The 16617-nt window shown below is 45.9% G+C and carries 12 protein-coding genes; 9 read left to right on the forward strand and 3 right to left on the reverse strand.

What is annotated here, in order from left to right:
• Nucleotides 1-122: 122 nt before the first annotated feature.
• The 3 genes from BDI_RS03170 (at nt 123) to BDI_RS03180 (ending at nt 5710) form a co-directional block, all read left to right on the forward strand.
• On the forward strand, nt 123-1295 hold the full coding sequence (locus BDI_RS03170) for a DUF418 domain-containing protein (RefSeq protein WP_011966101.1): 1173 nt from the start codon (nt 123-125) through the stop codon (nt 1293-1295).
• 50 nt (nt 1296-1345) lie between these two features.
• The gene (locus BDI_RS03175) at nt 1346-2665 is read left to right on the forward strand and encodes a sigma-54-dependent transcriptional regulator (RefSeq protein WP_011966102.1); all 1320 of its coding nucleotides are present in this window, start codon (nt 1346-1348) and stop codon (nt 2663-2665) included.
• Between the two features lie 897 nt (nt 2666-3562).
• Nucleotides 3563-5710, forward strand: a complete 2148-nt coding sequence (locus tag BDI_RS03180) for an LruC domain-containing protein (RefSeq protein WP_005857725.1) — start codon at nt 3563-3565, stop codon at nt 5708-5710.
• A gap of 106 nt (nt 5711-5816) precedes the next feature.
• Here BDI_RS03180 and BDI_RS03185 read toward each other — a convergent pair whose 3' ends face one another.
• Genes BDI_RS03185 through BDI_RS03195 form a run of 3 tightly spaced genes read right to left on the reverse strand, consistent with a single transcriptional unit; the run spans nt 5817 to nt 9626 of the window.
• Nucleotides 5817-6779, reverse strand: coding sequence for a GNAT family N-acetyltransferase (locus BDI_RS03185; protein ID WP_011966104.1), 963 nt, complete (start codon nt 6777-6779; stop codon nt 5817-5819).
• 3 nt (nt 6780-6782) lie between these two features.
• Nucleotides 6783-7700, reverse strand: coding sequence for a DUF2156 domain-containing protein (locus tag BDI_RS03190; protein ID WP_011966105.1), 918 nt, complete (start codon nt 7698-7700; stop codon nt 6783-6785).
• 60 nt (nt 7701-7760) lie between these two features.
• Entirely contained in the window at nt 7761-9626 is a 1866-nt protein-coding gene (locus BDI_RS03195) for an SLC13 family permease (RefSeq protein WP_011966106.1), read from the reverse strand.
• 205 nt (nt 9627-9831) lie between these two features.
• Here BDI_RS03195 and BDI_RS03200 point away from each other — a divergent pair, with 205 nt between their 5' ends.
• The 6 genes from BDI_RS03200 (at nt 9832) to rfbA (ending at nt 16597) form a co-directional block, all read left to right on the forward strand.
• A complete protein-coding gene (locus tag BDI_RS03200; RefSeq protein WP_011966107.1) occupies nt 9832-11211 on the forward strand; it encodes an FAD-dependent oxidoreductase in 1380 nt (459 codons plus the stop codon).
• A gap of 10 nt (nt 11212-11221) precedes the next feature.
• The gene (gene gnd, locus BDI_RS03205) at nt 11222-12682 is read left to right on the forward strand and encodes a decarboxylating NADP(+)-dependent phosphogluconate dehydrogenase (RefSeq protein ID WP_011966108.1); all 1461 of its coding nucleotides are present in this window, start codon (nt 11222-11224) and stop codon (nt 12680-12682) included.
• Between the two features lie 4 nt (nt 12683-12686).
• Nucleotides 12687-14153, forward strand: a complete 1467-nt coding sequence (gene zwf / locus BDI_RS03210) for a glucose-6-phosphate dehydrogenase (RefSeq protein WP_011966109.1) — start codon at nt 12687-12689, stop codon at nt 14151-14153.
• 4 nt (nt 14154-14157) lie between these two features.
• Nucleotides 14158-14859 (forward strand): 6-phosphogluconolactonase, encoded by a 702-nt coding sequence (gene pgl / locus BDI_RS03215; protein ID WP_011966110.1) that lies wholly within the window; start codon nt 14158-14160, stop codon nt 14857-14859.
• Between the two features lie 249 nt (nt 14860-15108).
• On the forward strand, nt 15109-15633 hold the full coding sequence (locus BDI_RS03220; RefSeq protein ID WP_005863002.1) for a nucleoside 2-deoxyribosyltransferase domain-containing protein: 525 nt from the start codon (nt 15109-15111) through the stop codon (nt 15631-15633).
• 88 nt (nt 15634-15721) lie between these two features.
• On the forward strand, nt 15722-16597 hold the full coding sequence (gene rfbA, locus BDI_RS03225; RefSeq protein WP_008772418.1) for a glucose-1-phosphate thymidylyltransferase RfbA: 876 nt from the start codon (nt 15722-15724) through the stop codon (nt 16595-16597).
• The last annotated feature ends 20 nt before the right edge of the window (nt 16598-16617 follow it).

The raw sequence follows: 16617 nt of genomic DNA on the forward strand, positions 1-16617 counted from the left end.
AAGATTAAGTCCTGAGTATTCAATTTAAGTCTGCAAAAGAAAAAGGCATCCTTTCGAGGATGCTTTTTCTATTTAGTTTCGTTACTTTTGCCACGAAATAATAAAATCTACTGAATCATATCATGGAACACGCACTACAATCCCGACCTCGTATCGAGGTGGTCGACGCATTACGAGGATTTGCCGTTATGGCTATTATCCTATTGCATAATATCGAGCATTTTAACTTGTATAATTTTCCGGAGGCTACTACCGATTTTATGAAAGCCTTGGATAAAGGGGTATGGGATACCTTGTTCTTCCTCTTTTCCGGGAAGGCATACGCTATTTTCGCCCTGCTGTTCGGTTTTAGTTTTTTCATCCAGTTTGATAACCAAGCGAGGAAAGGGAAGGACTTCCGGCTTCGTTTCTTCTGGCGGTTGGTGCTCCTATTCTTTATCGGTTGCTTCAACGCATCGTTCTTCCCGGGGGAGATCTTGGTGCTTTATTCGATCTTGGGTATTGTGTTGATACCGGTTTGCAAGTTGAGTAATAAGGTGGTATTGGCGATCGCCGTGGTCTTGATGCTACAGCCTATGGAGTGGGGTAAATTCATGTATGCCCTGATGCATCCGGAATATGTGGCATCCAAGGAACAATGGCTGGTGCACTGTATGCGGATCTTTCCGTATATGGAAGGTACCAGCTTTTGGGAAATGGTCAAGTCCAATCTGTGGGACGGGCAGCTGTATAGCCTTCTCTGGGCTTGGAGCTATGGACGTTTCTTCCAGACATCGGCTCTCTTTATGCTGGGTATGTTGTTGGGGCGCAAGGGATTGTTTGTCGATCCGGAGAAGCACCGGACGTTTTGGACAAGGACCTTTGTTATCGGGGTAGTTTGTTTCATTCCCCTCTATTATCTGTCCCTTTCACTACCCGGTTTGCTGGAGCGTACCGAAGAGCTTCGCCCGATGAGCACGATCGTGTCTTCCTTGCGTAATTTCTCGTTCATGTGCGTATTGGTATCCTCCTTTATCTTCTTGTGGCAGTGGAAGGCGCCGCATAAGGTGCTTCACGGGCTTGTGCCTTACGGGAAAATGAGCTTGACGAATTACCTCACGCAATCGATGGTAGGCTCTTTCATCTATTTCGGATACGGTTTATCCCTGTATGACGATCTGGGGACGACCGCCAGCTTCGCCGTAGGAATCCTTCTTTTCATTCTCCAGCTAGGTTTTTGCCACTGGTGGTTAGCCCATCATAAACAAGGTCCTTTCGAGGGAGTATGGCGTAAAGCTACGTGGATGTTTTCTTGATTCGTTTTATTTATTTACCTTTGTGGTTACTATAAATAATCTGAGTGGGTATGTTGTCGATTCTAATCGTTGAAGATGATATAACTTTTTCCTTGATGCTTACCACATGGCTGGGTAAGAAAGGGTTTGTCGTAAGATCCTCGTCCTCTGTTTCCGATGCTAAACGGAAGCTGGGGGAGGAAGCGTTCGATTTGGTTATATCGGATTTACGCCTGCCGGATAGTGACGGGATCGACTTATTGAAATGGCTGAAAAGCACTCATCCTTCCTTACCCCTTATCATGATGACCAGTTATGCGGAGATACAAACGGCGGTTCAGGCGATGAAGCTGGGAGCGGCGGATTATATTGCCAAGCCGCTGAACCCGGATGAGTTGCTGGGAAAGATCAAGGAACTTGTGCGCGTGGAGGAGAAGGCTCCGGCGAGAGTCCCGGTTTCTTCGGCCCCGGATCTTTATATCGAGGGGCAGAGCCAAGCGGCCCGCCAGCTTTATGAGCATGTGCGTTTGGTGGCTCCGACGGATATGTCGGTATTGGTGACCGGCGCTAGTGGTACCGGTAAGGAGTATATCGCCCGTCGGATTCACGAGCAAAGTAATCGTAGCAAGGCTCCGTTTGTCGCCGTGGATTGCGGCGCTATTCCCAAGGAATTGGCGGCTTCCGAGTTCTTCGGCCACGTGAAAGGTTCTTTTACGGGGGCGATCGAGAACAAGACCGGGGCGTTCGTGGCGGCCCAAGGCGGTACGATATTTTTGGATGAGATCGGGAACCTGACGTATGAGGTGCAGGTCCAGCTATTGCGTGCCCTGCAGGAGCGCAAGGTGAAGCCGATCGGGAGCAATCAGGAGATCGCCATCAACGTACGTCTGATATCCGCTACGAACGAGAACTTGCGGCAGGCGATCGAGAAAGGAGATTTCCGTGAGGACCTGTACCATCGTATCAATGAGTTCACGATCCGTATCCCGGACTTGAAAGAGCGAAAAGAGGATTTGCTCTTGTTCGCCAATCATTTTCTCGATCTGGCGAATAGCGAGCTCCAGAAAGATATCATCGGTTTCGACAACGATACCATGCAATTGTTCCAATCCTATTCTTGGCCGGGCAACCTGCGGCAGATGAAGAACGTCATCAAGTACGCCACCTTATTGGCGACCGGCCGCTACATCACCCGCAAGGAACTCCCGGAGGAACTGACGGAGAACCTCCCGTCGCACACTAACATCCAGCTAAAGAACGTGGAGCACGAACGAGACCTTATCCGTAAGGCCCTCCAAGAGTGCGGCAACAATAAGACCCGTGCGGCCCAGTTATTGGGCATCGACCGGAAGACGCTTTACAATAAGCTGAAGATTTATCAGTTGGATTGAAAATTCCGTGTTTTATGTGAGTGCTTAAGGCCTATTGGGAGCCTCTGGCTTGTATGATGGGTCTGTTGCGAAATAGAAGCTTATTCTGACTATTTGCTTCATATTATACGAATATGTTGACATACCCTTCGTGCGAAAGTGACAAGATAATGAGATAGGTGTGGCAATAAACACGCTTTTTCTTGAAAAAGGGGCCAATTTTGTACACGATAGGTGGCGAAACCTGTTGCGATAGGTCGTATTGCCCAATGCCGATACTCGCGTTAGGCATTATGAGCGGTCACGCATAGGGTTATGAGTACTCATGAATGGGCATTCTTACCGTGCTATAACCCTATCGTAACACTGCTTTTACCCTTTTCTTGCCTCAAAATATGAGATACGATGAATTAATTTCGCTGGAGCGAGAGGCTGTTTTTCTGTATTCATCTGTCAACGAGACAAATGCTGCTTTTTCTTCTCGTATTTAGAAACGAGCCGTACCTTTGCCCGAAAAAATCGATTCTCCGAGACTTTAGTTTTCATTTTGTCAAATTGCCAGATGGTATGTTATTGCCAAGAGAAAATCGCTAGGGGCCTTCTCCACATCGGCACCAACCACCTTTGCCGGGAACAGTAACTTTGGCTGATAAGCTGATTGAATGGTTGGAGTAGGGTGAATAGTCTTTTATTATTCTTTTTTAACATGGTATGAAATAAATATTGTCTATTTATCAAAGGTTTTTTCTTTGGAGTATTATTAATTATAGTTAATTGATGTGATAATATTTGTGCGTTTAAGAACTTCGCATTATAATAAAATCTACCTTTGCTGTTGATAATACTCAATAAGTTGATTAAAATATACAACTTCTTTTTTTAATGATGTTATAGGGGAAATATTTAATGATTAAGCATATGAAGAGATGTATTTTTACGAAAGTAAAGTTCATGGCACTGTTCCTGTTTGCGGTGCTGATGACCGCATGTACAGCGGACGTGTACGAGCCTAAGCCGGATCCCGATCCAAAGCCGAGACCGGACGAGAGTACAAATGGTATTCCGAATGATTTTGATTATTCAACAAAGGCTAGCCATAAATTGACTGTTAAAGTCTTGGATGAATATGAGGGGAAACGTTATTATACGATAGAAGTATTTGGTTCGGACCCTATCACTGATCCTAATTCTGTTTTCTATGTTGGAGGTAAAACAAACTCAAGGAATCCATTTATTGTTGATTTGGCTTTACCTAAGACTCAAGAATATATTTATATTAAGAAAACGGATGCACAAGGGTATAGTACTGTTGTAAGCTTAGAGGTGAAAGATGGCGATTTATTATTGGATTATACGGATCCAGTTATTACAAAATCTTTTTTGCGTAGTGACAGCGGGATTAGTGATCAAGAAATAACACGTTGGCTCACCCCGCTTTCGGAGAAGGAAATTGAGAAGTTGGATAAAAAAGCTGAGATGAAAGATGTAATAGAGCTACGGAGTGGTATGACTCTTGATAAAAATAAGAGTTATAAAATTACGAGCGGAAAGGTCAACAATGTCGTTTTCCCTGATAACGAGAACTACACTCTTTATATTTTTAGCGGCGCTACCTTGGATTTAGCTTCTTCAGCCTCACCATTGACAAAAAACAGTCAAATTGTAGTTTTTCATGGAGGTCAGATAATTGGCTCTAAGGCTGTTCTGAAAATTGATGGAAATTCTCAATTGGTTAATATGGGTAAAGTAGATATTAATAGAATAGAAACTCTACCTTCGCCACATAGTTCAATTTATAATCATACGAATTCGGAAATTACTGTAAACTCAATGCATTTGAATGGAGGTGAACTTCATAATCATTGTTTGGTAAAGGTTGGTACTTTCTCTTTTGATGGATCTGCTTCCGGATTATATTTAAATCGGGGTTCTTCTGTAATTTCCGGGAATTTTATATATGGTTATGATACGAAAATATCGATGGCGGAACATTCCTTGTTTGAGACAGATGCGTTGAATCCTGCTCAAACAGGTCCTGTATCCTTAGTTGTAGAGGATGCGGATGCCAATCAATATGGAGATGGAAATAGTGCCAAATTGTTTAAGGTGAATGGTGTATTGGATTATACATCTGTTCAGATAACAGGCTTTTTCTGGAGTGATTTATATACTTATGCGCAAAGTGAAGTAAATTATTCAGCTAATAAGAATGGTGCGTTAAGAGTGGTTGGCAATAAATGCCCTGTAAATATATCCGGTGATTGTTTTGGCGATATCAATTACAGTAAAGATGAGCCTTTTACAGACGAATCCGAGACGCCTGAGTATAAACCTGAATATGATAAGACAGAAGCTTATGTCTATTTATTTGAAGACAATTGGCCTAATTTTGGTGACTATGATATGAATGACTTGGTTATGATTGTCAGCATCATGAATACGACAGAGGCTAGCAGTGAAGGTATTAATGCAAAAACTGTATATTTATCAACAAGTGTTAGGGCTGTAGGTGCAACGAAATCTTTATATGCTTTTGCGAAGATCCAAGGAACAGACAAGGTTATTAATTTATTGGAAGGAAAAGAGGCGCATGAGTTCATGAATAGCGAGCCAGGTCAAATAATAAATACATATAATAAGACTTGTGAAGCACGTGAAAGCTTGATAGAAGTAGATGTGAATGGCATGAGCGGAGTTGTGAATGCTAACAACTTAAACGTTTTTATTGTTTGGGGTGATCCTAATAAGAATAAAAAGAACGAGGTCCATATAGCTGGTTTTTTAGGGACGGAACAAGCAGCCACGGCCTTAACAAGTGATGAATATTATCGATATAAGTATAATGAGAATATTGATAATTCAACAGAGGAATTTAATAATATGATGTGGGGATTGATGATCCCTAAATCATCTTTTGATTCATATCCTAGAGAAGGTATTTCTATTATGGATGCATATCCTCAATTTATGAATTGGGCCAAGTCTGGAGGAAAAGATGTTTTGGATTGGTATACTTTAGGTGTCAATGATCTTCTTTACCAAGGAGATTCTGCTAAAGATAAGTGATCATAGCATCTAAATGATAATTTTATTTGTCGTAAACAGTAAATAGATTTAAGAATAAAAACGGATTGCGGGAACTTTATCCTTAGCAATCCGTTTTTCATTTCTATTAATCCAGCATCAAACTCATATAAGCCATCCTACCTTGATAACCCATCAACTGTCGTGTTAGCGTTTGGTTATCCATTTGTTCCAAATCTTTTTTGGAGACAGGGCTTTCGTGTTGTTTGGATAGCCAGAGGTGGATCATGCGTTTCGTGTCGATGATGCGGGCCATACCCATAGGTAAGGTACCCGGAGGGGTGGGAGGGGTATTGACCGTCGCTTGCGATATGTTATTTTGCAGGGTAAGCTCTTGCAATAGTAATTCCTTGATCTCTTCCGAGTCGTAAAGAAGTTCCTTGATAAAAAGCTTTTTGTCGGACGGCGCTGTACCCGCCTCAAGAGGCAGTGCGAAAGCCATGCCAACCACCTTCTCGTTCTCGTCCAAGGCCGTGTAGATCCCCCCGTTATCTAATTGCAGATCACGAAGTATCGTGATGAAATCATCCTGCGAGTGCAAGATACAGGAAGGGCGTTCACGTAATTTGCGGTTGAAATAAGCGAACAATTCGTCGGTTGTCGGTACCTCCGGTTGGATAACCGTTATCTTCGGGAGTTGAACCGGCGTATTCGGGCGGATATATGTCTCTACGGAATAATCGAATGCCTCGGTATAACCCTGTTCCCTATAATAGTCGAATAACCAAGGATCGGCAGGGATTAAGGCGGAGATAGCGATCTCACGCCGTTCCATTTCCTCGAATGTCTCTTGCAAGAGTTGTCGCATAAGCCCTTGCCCTCTTTCTTCCGGAGTCGTGCACGCCCCAGAGATATAGCCTACCGAGATCTCGGTACCCAAATAAGTCATCGTATGAGGAACTATCTGCAAGGCAGAAACTATTTTACCGTCCTTCTCGATGGTCATTGCGTTCTCGTCCTTGTAAACACGATCAAAATAAAGGCTGATAAATGCCTCGGAATCCCCGAAGCAGGTACGCCATAAGTTTACGATTTGTTGTTTCTTGTCCATAATTTATTTAGTTTGCGTAAGTTGCTTTTTTATTGCGGCACTCTTCTCTAATAGTATGGTAGGCTGATAAGAAAGCTTCGCTTGGCGCAACCCCGGTATGCCGAGATCCTCCTCCCGGTTCACGTAAGTATACTGTTCCGGAAGGTGAGAGGCGAACTCTTGGTTGATCACCGTATATGCTCCGTCAAAATTCACGTCCGCTTTTTCCACGTGTACTCCGAATGTATTATGGTTGATGGGGGCCCCGAAAGAGAAAGCGATAATCTCGTTATCCACCCGGAGAGCGCCACCGATCAGGCCTAGGCTGTCAAAATGATGCAAGGCATAGGTAAGGGAGCGACGTTCGTCATTAAGCTCTTCCTCGTCATTATCTCCATTGTTCGCCTTATACCATTTACATTCCAGTTTTAGGCATTGGGGGACGATATCCGGCGTGATAGGGACATGCTCGTACGAATATTGTTTCTTGAAATTATTGATATGATTACGTTTGGATTGGTATTTCTTACCCCGTAAGGTCGCTAAATCCTCCCGTAAATAAATGTAATCGAAATAATCCCGTTCTGGGATATAAAAAAAGCTTCCGGGAAGTGCGCCTTCCAGTTGCTCCTTGGCGTCGGGGGTGATACCCAGCATACAGAGCGGATGTCTATATTTTAAGGAATCCTCTTCCAGCAAACGAACGGCACCCGCTAAATCTCCATCCCCGACAGGCATCATATAGGCGAAACGGCTCTTGTCCTCGATCATGAAACGGATTAATAAATAGCCATCCACGATAGCGAATTCACTGTCATATAAGAAACGCCAACTGCACATGTTCGCGAATGAGAAATCACAATTGCGATAATCGCTGGGAAATGTAAATGAGGTTATGATCTCTTTGTCTTCTAACCTGATCGGTTTAAACGGTATATCCATAAATTTTCTTGTACTGTTTTACAAACTGCAAATATAAAACTAAAATGCGTGTGCGAATGTTTAGAATGGGAATAATAAAGGTAATATAAATACCATAACGATTCCCATCACGATTTGTAAAGGCAACCCCACCTTTACATAGTCCATAAATGTATATTTTCCGGCGGACATAACGAGTGCGTTGGGTGGCGTAGAGAAGGGGGAGGCGAAGCACATGCTGGCACCTACCGTCACCGCCAGCAGGAACGGATAAGGGCTAACGTTGATGGCTATGGCGGATTGAAGGGCAATAGGGGCTACCAGTACCGCCGTGGCCGTGTTGCTGATAAACATGGTCAGTAGCGAGGTGGTGAAATAAATTCCGGTCATCAAGACGAGCGGTCCGTAATCGCCTAGTCCGCTCACCAATTTCTCCGAGATAAGATTGGAGGCGCCTGTCTTCTCTAAGGCTAGCGACATGGGTAACATGGCGGCGATCAAGACTACGCTTTCCCAATTAATCGTTTTATAAGCCTCTTCCACGTTACGGAAACATCCGGTTAATACCATCAATATTCCCGCTATGATTACCGCCGCTACCGGAGGAATCGGGATGAAGTCGAATACCATGGCGGCAATCATTAAGACCATGATCAAGGCGGCGACAGGGGCTTTATAATCCAGAGTGACTTTAGAGGCCTCTTCTAAGGGCTGGCCCAATACCACCCATTGCGATTGCTTTTGGCTCATGCGAGCGATACTGTCCCATGTGCCTTGTATTAGAAGGATATCGCCGGCATGCATCTTTATATCTTTTATATCATTCAGTATATATTCCCCTTTCCGTTGGATGCCTAAGATATTCACGGAATATTTATCCCTGAAACCAGAGTCCTTTACCACCTTATTTATCAATTTCGAGTCGGGCATTAATAAGACCTCGGCGATACCGATCTCCCGAACGCTCAGCTTTTCAACTTCCGCCCCTTCAACATATTCGGATACGTGGGTATCCGTAAGCTCCAGATTCTGTTCTTTGGCGAATTGGTTTACTTTCTCGAACGGGCCGAACACATAGAGGATATCGTTCTCCTGTAATTCCGTATGTGGGCCGGCTAAGGACTGGTCTACGGTTTTAAGGAAACGTCCTTGAGAGGACGACTGCCGGCGTATCTCCAGAATGGAGAGATTATAAGCCTGCGTAATATTTAATTCTTGCAATTTTTTCCCTCCGATCCGGGAACCGGGCCTGATCTGTATCCGATATAGATTATCCGATAATTGGTATTTCTTGGCTAACTCTTTTGGGGAGTGCCCGGTTGTAGTCTTCGTGTCTTTGCCATCCTCCTTTTTTACCAAGAAGAATTTGCTTAGGGGAATCAAGACGACCAAGCCGATAAGCACACAAATAACCCCGATAGGCGTAAACGAGAAAAACGATAGATCCGTGAATCCGGCGTTGGATAGCACCTCATCTACCACGAGGTTCGGAGGCGTACCGATCAGCGTGGCCATTCCGCCCATGCTACTAGCGAAAGCCAAGGGCATCAAGAACCTCCCGGGACTGATATTGGCGCTTGCCGCCATGCTCACTACGATCGGAAGCATGAGGGCCACGGTACCCGTATTACTGACGAACGCCCCGATAAAAGCGGTGACCATCATGATCAATATGAATAATTTCAATTCGCTTTTTCCCGCTAGACGGAGTATCTTGCTGCTGATCATCTTTGCCAATCCCGTTTTAAAGATAGCTCCTCCTACGACAAATAACCCGACCATCATGATGACGATAGGATTGGAGAAGCCGGAAAGCGCTTCTTCGGGTGTAAGTATGTTGAATACGATTAATAAGACGAGGGCGCATAGAGCGACAAGATCGGAACGTAATTTTCCATTAACAAAGAAAACTGCTGATAGGGCCAGTATTATAAGTGTTGTGATCATAGGGTATAAATATTATAGGTAAAGAACAAAAAATAGGGGGTATTTGTTCGTTATTTTCTTGTTTCGGGAAAAATGGCTAAACTTATAGGTTGAACAACCATTTTGTAAAATAGGGGCTGGAGCTATTTTTGCGATATGAAATTCGCAACAATTAGGTTAAAACGAATGTTATTTTAATGTCTAACGAAAAGAAGATAAATCAGAGATGAAAAAGTACGACGCGATTATTATTGGTTTTGGGAAAGGTGGAAAAACCTTGGCGGCGGATTTGGCCAACCATGGATGGAATGTAGCTGTGGTGGAGCGTTCGACGGGTATGTACGGAGGTACTTGTATCAATATCGGCTGTATACCGACGAAAGCGCTTGTACATAACGCTCAAGTGACAGGGTATCGCAGACCTTCTACCTTCGAGCAATATGCGGAGGAGTTTAAGCAGGCGATCCTCGCCAAGGAGAAACTGACCTCTTTGCTTCGTGAGAAGAATTTCAAGAATCTGGATGATCGGGAGACCGTAACGGTCTATACCGGAGAGGCTTCTTTTCGTTCCCCTTATGAGATTGTCGTGAAAACGGATACGGACTCTTTCTTGCTGGAAGGCGAGAAGATATTCATCAATACCGGAGCCACGACGATTATTCCTACGATAAGCGGTATCGAGGATAATCCTTACGTATATACAAGTACTTCCATTATGGAACTGGAGAAACTGCCACGGCATCTGGTTATTGTCGGAGGCGGATATATCGGGCTGGAATTCGCTTCCATGTTCGCCGGTTTTGGATCGAAGGTAACGATCTTGGAGGCTGGGGAGGTGTTCATTCCTCGTGAGGACCGGGACATCGCCGATTCGGTGAAGTCCACGCTAGAGAAAAAAGGGATCACCATTCATTTGAATACGGTCGTGCAGACTATCGAGCAGGATGCCGAGCGGGCTACGGTGATCTGCCGTAACGCTATCTCGGGAGATACCTTGCGGCTGGATGCCGAGGCGGTGCTTTTGGCTACCGGCCGTAAACCGAATACGGAAAGCCTAAATCTGCAAGCCGCCGGAATACGGACGACTAATCGTGGCGCTATCGAGGTGGATAGTAAGTTGCGTACCAATATCCCTAATATCTGGGCGATCGGGGATGTACATGGCGGATTACAATTTACCTATCTGTCTTTGGATGATTACCGTATTATCCGGGAAGAGCTGTTTGGTAATGGTTTCCGGAGCTTGGACGATCGGGAAGCAGTGGCTTATTCCGTATTCATCGATCCTCCGTTGGCCCATGTCGGGTTGAACGAGACGCAAGCCCGTAAGATGGAGAAAAATATAAAGGTGGCCAGCCTGCCCGCCGCCGCCATGCCTCGTACCCGTACCATCGAGCAGACGGATGGCTTACTGAAAGCCGTGGTAGATGCGGATACCGGGAAGATCCTAGGATGTACCTTATTCTGCGCCGAGTCCAGCGAAGTCATAAATACGGTTAGCTTGGCGATGCGTCTCGGGCAAGATTACACGTTCCTCCGGGATTCGATATTCACCCATCCGTCGATGAGTGAGGCTTTAAATGATCTATTTGGATTAATAAAATAAAAACATAAATATGAAAACATCAAATATTGGATTAATCGGCTTGGCCGTGATGGGCGAGAACCTTGCGTTGAACATGGAAAGCAAGGGGTTCACCGTATCCGTTTATAATCGTACAGCGCCGGGAGAGGAAGGCGTGGTAGACCGCTTCATGAGCGGTCGTGGAAAAGGAAAGAATTTTATAGGAACCCATACGATACAGGAATTTGTCGAGTCTATCGAGCGTCCTCGCAAGATCATGCTGATGGTAAAAGCGGGTGCCCCGGTGGATGAGCTGATGGCTCAATTGATTCCTTACTTATCACCCGGTGACGTGATTATCGATGGTGGCAACTCGGACTTCCATGATACGGAACGACGGGTGAAGGAGATGGAGGCGCATGGGATGTACTTCGTAGGTACCGGAATCTCCGGAGGGGAGATCGGTGCCTTGTACGGACCTTCCGTGATGCCGGGTGGCTCGCCTGCCGCTTGGCCTTTGGTGAAGGATGTCTTGCAAAGCATCGCCGCCAAGCTGGACGACGGGACGCCTTGTTGCCAATGGATTGGTCCGGGTGGAGCCGGCCATTTCGTGAAAATGGTACACAATGGTATCGAGTATGGAGATATGCAGTTGATTTCCGAGGCGTATTCTTTATTGAAGAATCGTCTGGATCTGGACAATGAGGCCTTGGCTCGTATTTTTGAGGATTGGAACACGGGAGAGCTGGATAGCTACCTGATCGGTATTACGGCCGATATTCTCTGCTTCAAGGACGAGGCGGGAGAGGGCTATCTGCTAGATAAGATATTGGATGCCGCCGGCCAGAAGGGCACCGGTAAATGGAGCGCTATCGCCGCTATGGACGAGAATGATCCGCTGACATTGATTACCGAGGCTGTTTATGCCCGTATGCTTTCTTCCATGCAGGAAGAACGGAAAAAAGCGTCCTCGCTTTATCCGAAGAGTGGCGCGTTGGGGCAGACCTTGATCTCGGAGAAAGAGATCAAGCAGGCTTTGTATGCTGCTAAGTTGGTTTCCTACGCACAGGGATTCTCTTTGTTGTGCCAAGCCTCCAAGCGATATGATTGGCAGTTGGATTACGGTACGATCGCCAAGATCTGGCGGAAGGGATGTATCATACGCTCTGTCTTTTTGGAGAAAATTACGCAGGCTTATGAGAAGAACCGGAATCTGGAGAACCTCTTATTCGATGAGTTCTTTATTCAAAAGATCGAGTCTTCCTTGTTGGCTTGGCGGCAAGTGGTAGCCGAGGGTGCCTTGCATGGAGTGGCTTTGCCGGCAATGAGCTCGGGGTTGAGCTATTTCGATGGATTGTCTACCCCACATTCTGCCGCTAACCTGATTCAAGCTCAGCGGGATTATTTCGGGGCTCATACCTATGAGCGGGTCGATTGGGAGCGTGGTAAGTTTTTCCATACCAACTGGACGGGCGAGGGAGGAAAGACGGTTTCTGGAACTTATAACGTATAAAGGTATGAAGAAAGCAGATAATCAATTATTAGTTATATTCGGGGCGTCGGGCGATCTTACCAGTCGCAAGTTGCTTCCCTCTTTGTTCGAGTTATATGTCCGGGGCTTGCTGCCCGACCGCTTCTGCATCTTGGGGGCCGCCCGTACCGCTTATGGTGATGAGGAGTTCTGTGCGGAGCAACATACGCATATCTTGGAGGCACAGAAGGGAAAGACTTACGACGAGGGCTTGATCGATGACTTCTTGGAGAATGTCTATTACCTCGCCTTCGATTCCACGAACGCCGATGAATACTACAAATTGCGTGAGCGCATCGAGTTCTTGCAAGAGAAACATGACTTGCCGGATAAGATCATCTATTACTTGGCTACCCCGCCGGTGATGTACGAGATCGTCCCGCAATGTTTGCTGGAGAGCGGTTTGAACAAGACCGAGTCTCCAGATGGTTTCAGGCGGATCATCGTAGAGAAGCCGTTCGGTACCAGCTTGGAGTCTGCCCGCCAGTTGAACGATCATTTACGACATATCTTCCATGAGGAGGAGATTTATCGTATCGACCATTATCTGGGGAAAGAGACCGTGCAGAATATCTTGGTATTGCGCTTCTCGAACGGTATTTTCGAGCCATTGTGGAATCATAATTATATCGATTCCATCGAGATCAGCGCTACCGAGACTTTGGGGGTGGAGAATCGAGGGAAATATTATGATGGAGCCGGGGCGATGCGGGATATGATCCAGAATCACTTGATGCAATTGATGTCGTTTATCGCCATGGAATCTCCCTCTATATTCGAGCCGGAACCGATTCGTGACGAGATCGTGAAAGTATTCCGCTCCATACGTCCGTATACGGTGTTGGATATGGATAAGATGGTTGTCCGCGGACAATATATCGGTTATCGGGAAGAGAAGAACGTAGCTCCCGACTCGAATACCGAGACGTATGTGGCGATGAAATTCTTCATCGATAACTGGCGCTGGAGCGGTGTGCCCTTCTATTTCTATACGGGAAAGAAGTTGCCGGAGAAGTCATCGGAGGTAGTGATCCACTTCAAGTCTACGCCCCATCAACTGTTTGTCGGTCAATGTTCGGGAGGTTCCTGCAATAAATTGACCATCCGTATCCAACCGAACGAGAGTATATCCTTGAAGTTCGGGCTGAAAATGCCGGGAGCCGGTTTCGAGGTGAAGCAAGTCAGCATGGACTTCCGCTACGATTCCCTCTCGAAGAGCTATCTTCCTGACGCTTACGAGCGTCTGTTGCTGGATGCCATGCTGGGCGATTCCACCCTGTATGCTCGTAGCGACGCTTTGGAGGCTAGCTGGAAATTTATCGATCCGATCTTGCTCCATTGGAAAGAGGAGGGTTCGAAGAACTTATTCTTCTATGAGCCGGGCGAGGACGGACCGGAGGAAACTGTTATTTTAGGTGCGGAAAAGAAAGTCTGCGCCTGCCAAAGAAGATAATTTTATGGAAATAAAGAGATATAATGAGATGAAAGAGGCGCTTCGGTCGATGACGGAGGATATGATGGCGATGATTCGCCGGAAAGACTTCGCTCCGTTTAACCTAGCGCTCTCGGGAGGAGAGACGGCGAAGCATATGTTTTCCCTCTGGGTAGATGAGTATAAGGATAAGATTGACTGGAATAACATCCGTTTCTTCTGGGTGGACGAGCGTTGCGTTCCACCGACAAGCCCGGATAGTAATTACGGTCATGCGAATCGTTTGCTTTTTACGCCTTTGCGTATCCAGGCAGACCATATTCACCGGATCAAGGGCGAGAACGAGCCGGGTACCGAGGCGATGCGTTATTCATGGGTCGTAAAGGAATTCTTGCCGTTGTTCAATCAAATGCCTACGTTCGATTGCATCATCCTCGGCGTAGGTGAGGATTCCCATACGGCATCCATTTTCCCTACCACCATGGAGCTATTGTCGGATAGCCGTAACTATGCGGTATCCCAGCAACCTTCTACCGGCCAATACCGGATCACCATGACGGGACCGCTTATCTTGAACGGCGCCCCCTTATTGGTCCCGATACTGGGCACGAACAAGGAACCCGTAGTCCAGAGGCTCTCCAAAGGCTATTCCCCCTCAAACGATACGCCTGCGGCCTATATCTTATCGCATGCCGTACAGGCTACGATTTATGGGCTGAACCCATGATTTTGCTACATGCCGAGTCCTTCCCAAAAACATGTACGTGTTTTCGAAAAAACACGTACATATACTCCTCTCCTTGGAGAAGATATACTGCAAGTACCCTAGGAGATATACTTCACCGTCCAAGTAAGTACTACTTCTCGTGATATCCTATTAGTATATACAAGACTGTTGCCCACATTTAAAGTGAATGTATTTGTTGGATTCATGTTTTTTTGCGAAGTTTGTTGCTTGAAAAGTAAGCTTTGAGACATGAATACGAGAAATATTGTACTGTGTATATTATATTTGTTTTTGGTGCCGATGGGAGGGTTTGCCCAATCTGAGGTCGTTGTCTTGTATCCCGATACTGAAAATAAGGATTTGGATGAAGCAGTATACCAAAAAATCTTTTTGGCCGGCACGATCGATATGGGGAAAAGTGTGGATTGGCAGAAGGCTACCTGCGACTGGTTCCGAGCGCTTCCGGAGGGACGGTATCTCTTGTTCAATCCTCGTAGGGATAAAGGGTTGAGCGGGGAGATGTCCGATTTTGAGCATCAAGTGAATTGGGAACTGGAGCATCTGGAGAAAGCCGATCTGATTATCATGAACATTCTGGCGAGCAGCAAATCCCCGATAACTTTATTGGAGATGGGGCTGTTTATGCGCTCCGGAAAGTTGCGGGTGATTTGCGAGCCCGGCTTTTACCGGTATGATAATGTGCGCTTAACTTGTGCGCGCTATGGCGTCCCATTGTATCAGAATATGGACGATTTTTTGAAAACCATGCGCTAATCTATTATTATTTGTTTAACTTTGTATAGTTTTAGGGACGGTGTGGAATCGATCCTAAGCGAGTATTGTCGAACAAAATGGAAAGAATATGAAAGGTATAGTTTTAGCCGGTGGATCGGGTACCCGCTTGTATCCGATCACTAAAGGAGTTTCCAAGCAACTTCTACCTATTTATGATAAGCCGATGATTTTTTATCCGGTATCCGTGCTCATGTTGGCGGGGATACGGGAGATTCTTATTATATCGACCCCTCAGGATTTGCCGGGCTTTCGTCGTTTACTGGGCGATGGCTCCGATTATGGCGTTCGTTTTGAATATGCCGAGCAGCCTTCGCCGGACGGATTGGCGCAAGCTTTCATCATTGGAGAGCGCTTTATCGGCGATGACTCCGTTTGCTTGGTACTTGGCGATAATATCTTTTACGGACAGAGCTTTACCCGTATGTTAAAAGAGGCCGTTGACAAGGCGGAGAACGAACAAAAAGCGACCGTGTTCGGTTACTACGTAAACGATCCGGAACGCTATGGCGTGGCCGAGTTCGATGCGGATGGGAACGTCCTCAGTATCGAGGAAAAACCGAAGGAACCGAAGTCGAATTACGCCGTGGTAGGATTGTATTTCTATCCGAACAAGGTGGTGGGCGTGGCCAAGAATATCAAGCCATCCGCCCGTGGAGAGCTGGAGATCACTACCGTGAACCAGTGGTTCTTGAAGGATGGGGAGTTGAAAGTGCAGCTATTGGGACGTGGATTCGCTTGGTTGGATACCGGGACTCACGACTCGTTGTCTGAGGCATCTACTTTCGTGGAGGTGATCGAGAAGAGACAGGGACTGAAGGTGGCTTGTCTGGAGGAGATCGCTTTCAAGCAAGGATGGATTGATGAGAAGCGACTTGAGCAAGTGGCTTTGCCGATGATTAAGAATCAGTACGGCCAGTATTTGATGAGGTTGATTAATAAGTAGAAGTAGTTCAGAATACGAGA

It is taken from the genome of Parabacteroides distasonis ATCC 8503 (assembly GCF_000012845.1).
Lineage (GTDB): Bacteria > Bacteroidota > Bacteroidia > Bacteroidales > Tannerellaceae > Parabacteroides > Parabacteroides distasonis.

Bases quoted from the DNA above. Each gene is read 5' to 3' on its own strand.
- BDI_RS03170 (WP_011966101.1), top strand. From the start codon at position 123: ATGGAACACGCACTACAATCCCGACCTCGTATCGAGGTGGTCGACGCA.
- BDI_RS03175 (WP_011966102.1), top strand. From the start codon at position 1,346: ATGTTGTCGATTCTAATCGTTGAAGATGATATAACTTTTTCCTTGATG.
- BDI_RS03180 (WP_005857725.1), top strand. From the start codon at position 3,563: ATGAAGAGATGTATTTTTACGAAAGTAAAGTTCATGGCACTGTTCCTG.
- BDI_RS03185 (WP_011966104.1), bottom strand. From the start codon at position 6,779: ATGGACAAGAAACAACAAATCGTAAACTTATGGCGTACCTGCTTCGGG.
- BDI_RS03190 (WP_011966105.1), bottom strand. From the start codon at position 7,700: ATGGATATACCGTTTAAACCGATCAGGTTAGAAGACAAAGAGATCATA.
- BDI_RS03195 (WP_011966106.1), bottom strand. From the start codon at position 9,626: ATGATCACAACACTTATAATACTGGCCCTATCAGCAGTTTTCTTTGTT.
- BDI_RS03200 (WP_011966107.1), top strand. From the start codon at position 9,832: ATGAAAAAGTACGACGCGATTATTATTGGTTTTGGGAAAGGTGGAAAA.
- gnd (WP_011966108.1), top strand. From the start codon at position 11,222: ATGAAAACATCAAATATTGGATTAATCGGCTTGGCCGTGATGGGCGAG.
- zwf (WP_011966109.1), top strand. From the start codon at position 12,687: ATGAAGAAAGCAGATAATCAATTATTAGTTATATTCGGGGCGTCGGGC.
- pgl (WP_011966110.1), top strand. From the start codon at position 14,158: ATGGAAATAAAGAGATATAATGAGATGAAAGAGGCGCTTCGGTCGATG.
- BDI_RS03220 (WP_005863002.1), top strand. From the start codon at position 15,109: ATGAATACGAGAAATATTGTACTGTGTATATTATATTTGTTTTTGGTG.
- rfbA (WP_008772418.1), top strand. From the start codon at position 15,722: ATGAAAGGTATAGTTTTAGCCGGTGGATCGGGTACCCGCTTGTATCCG.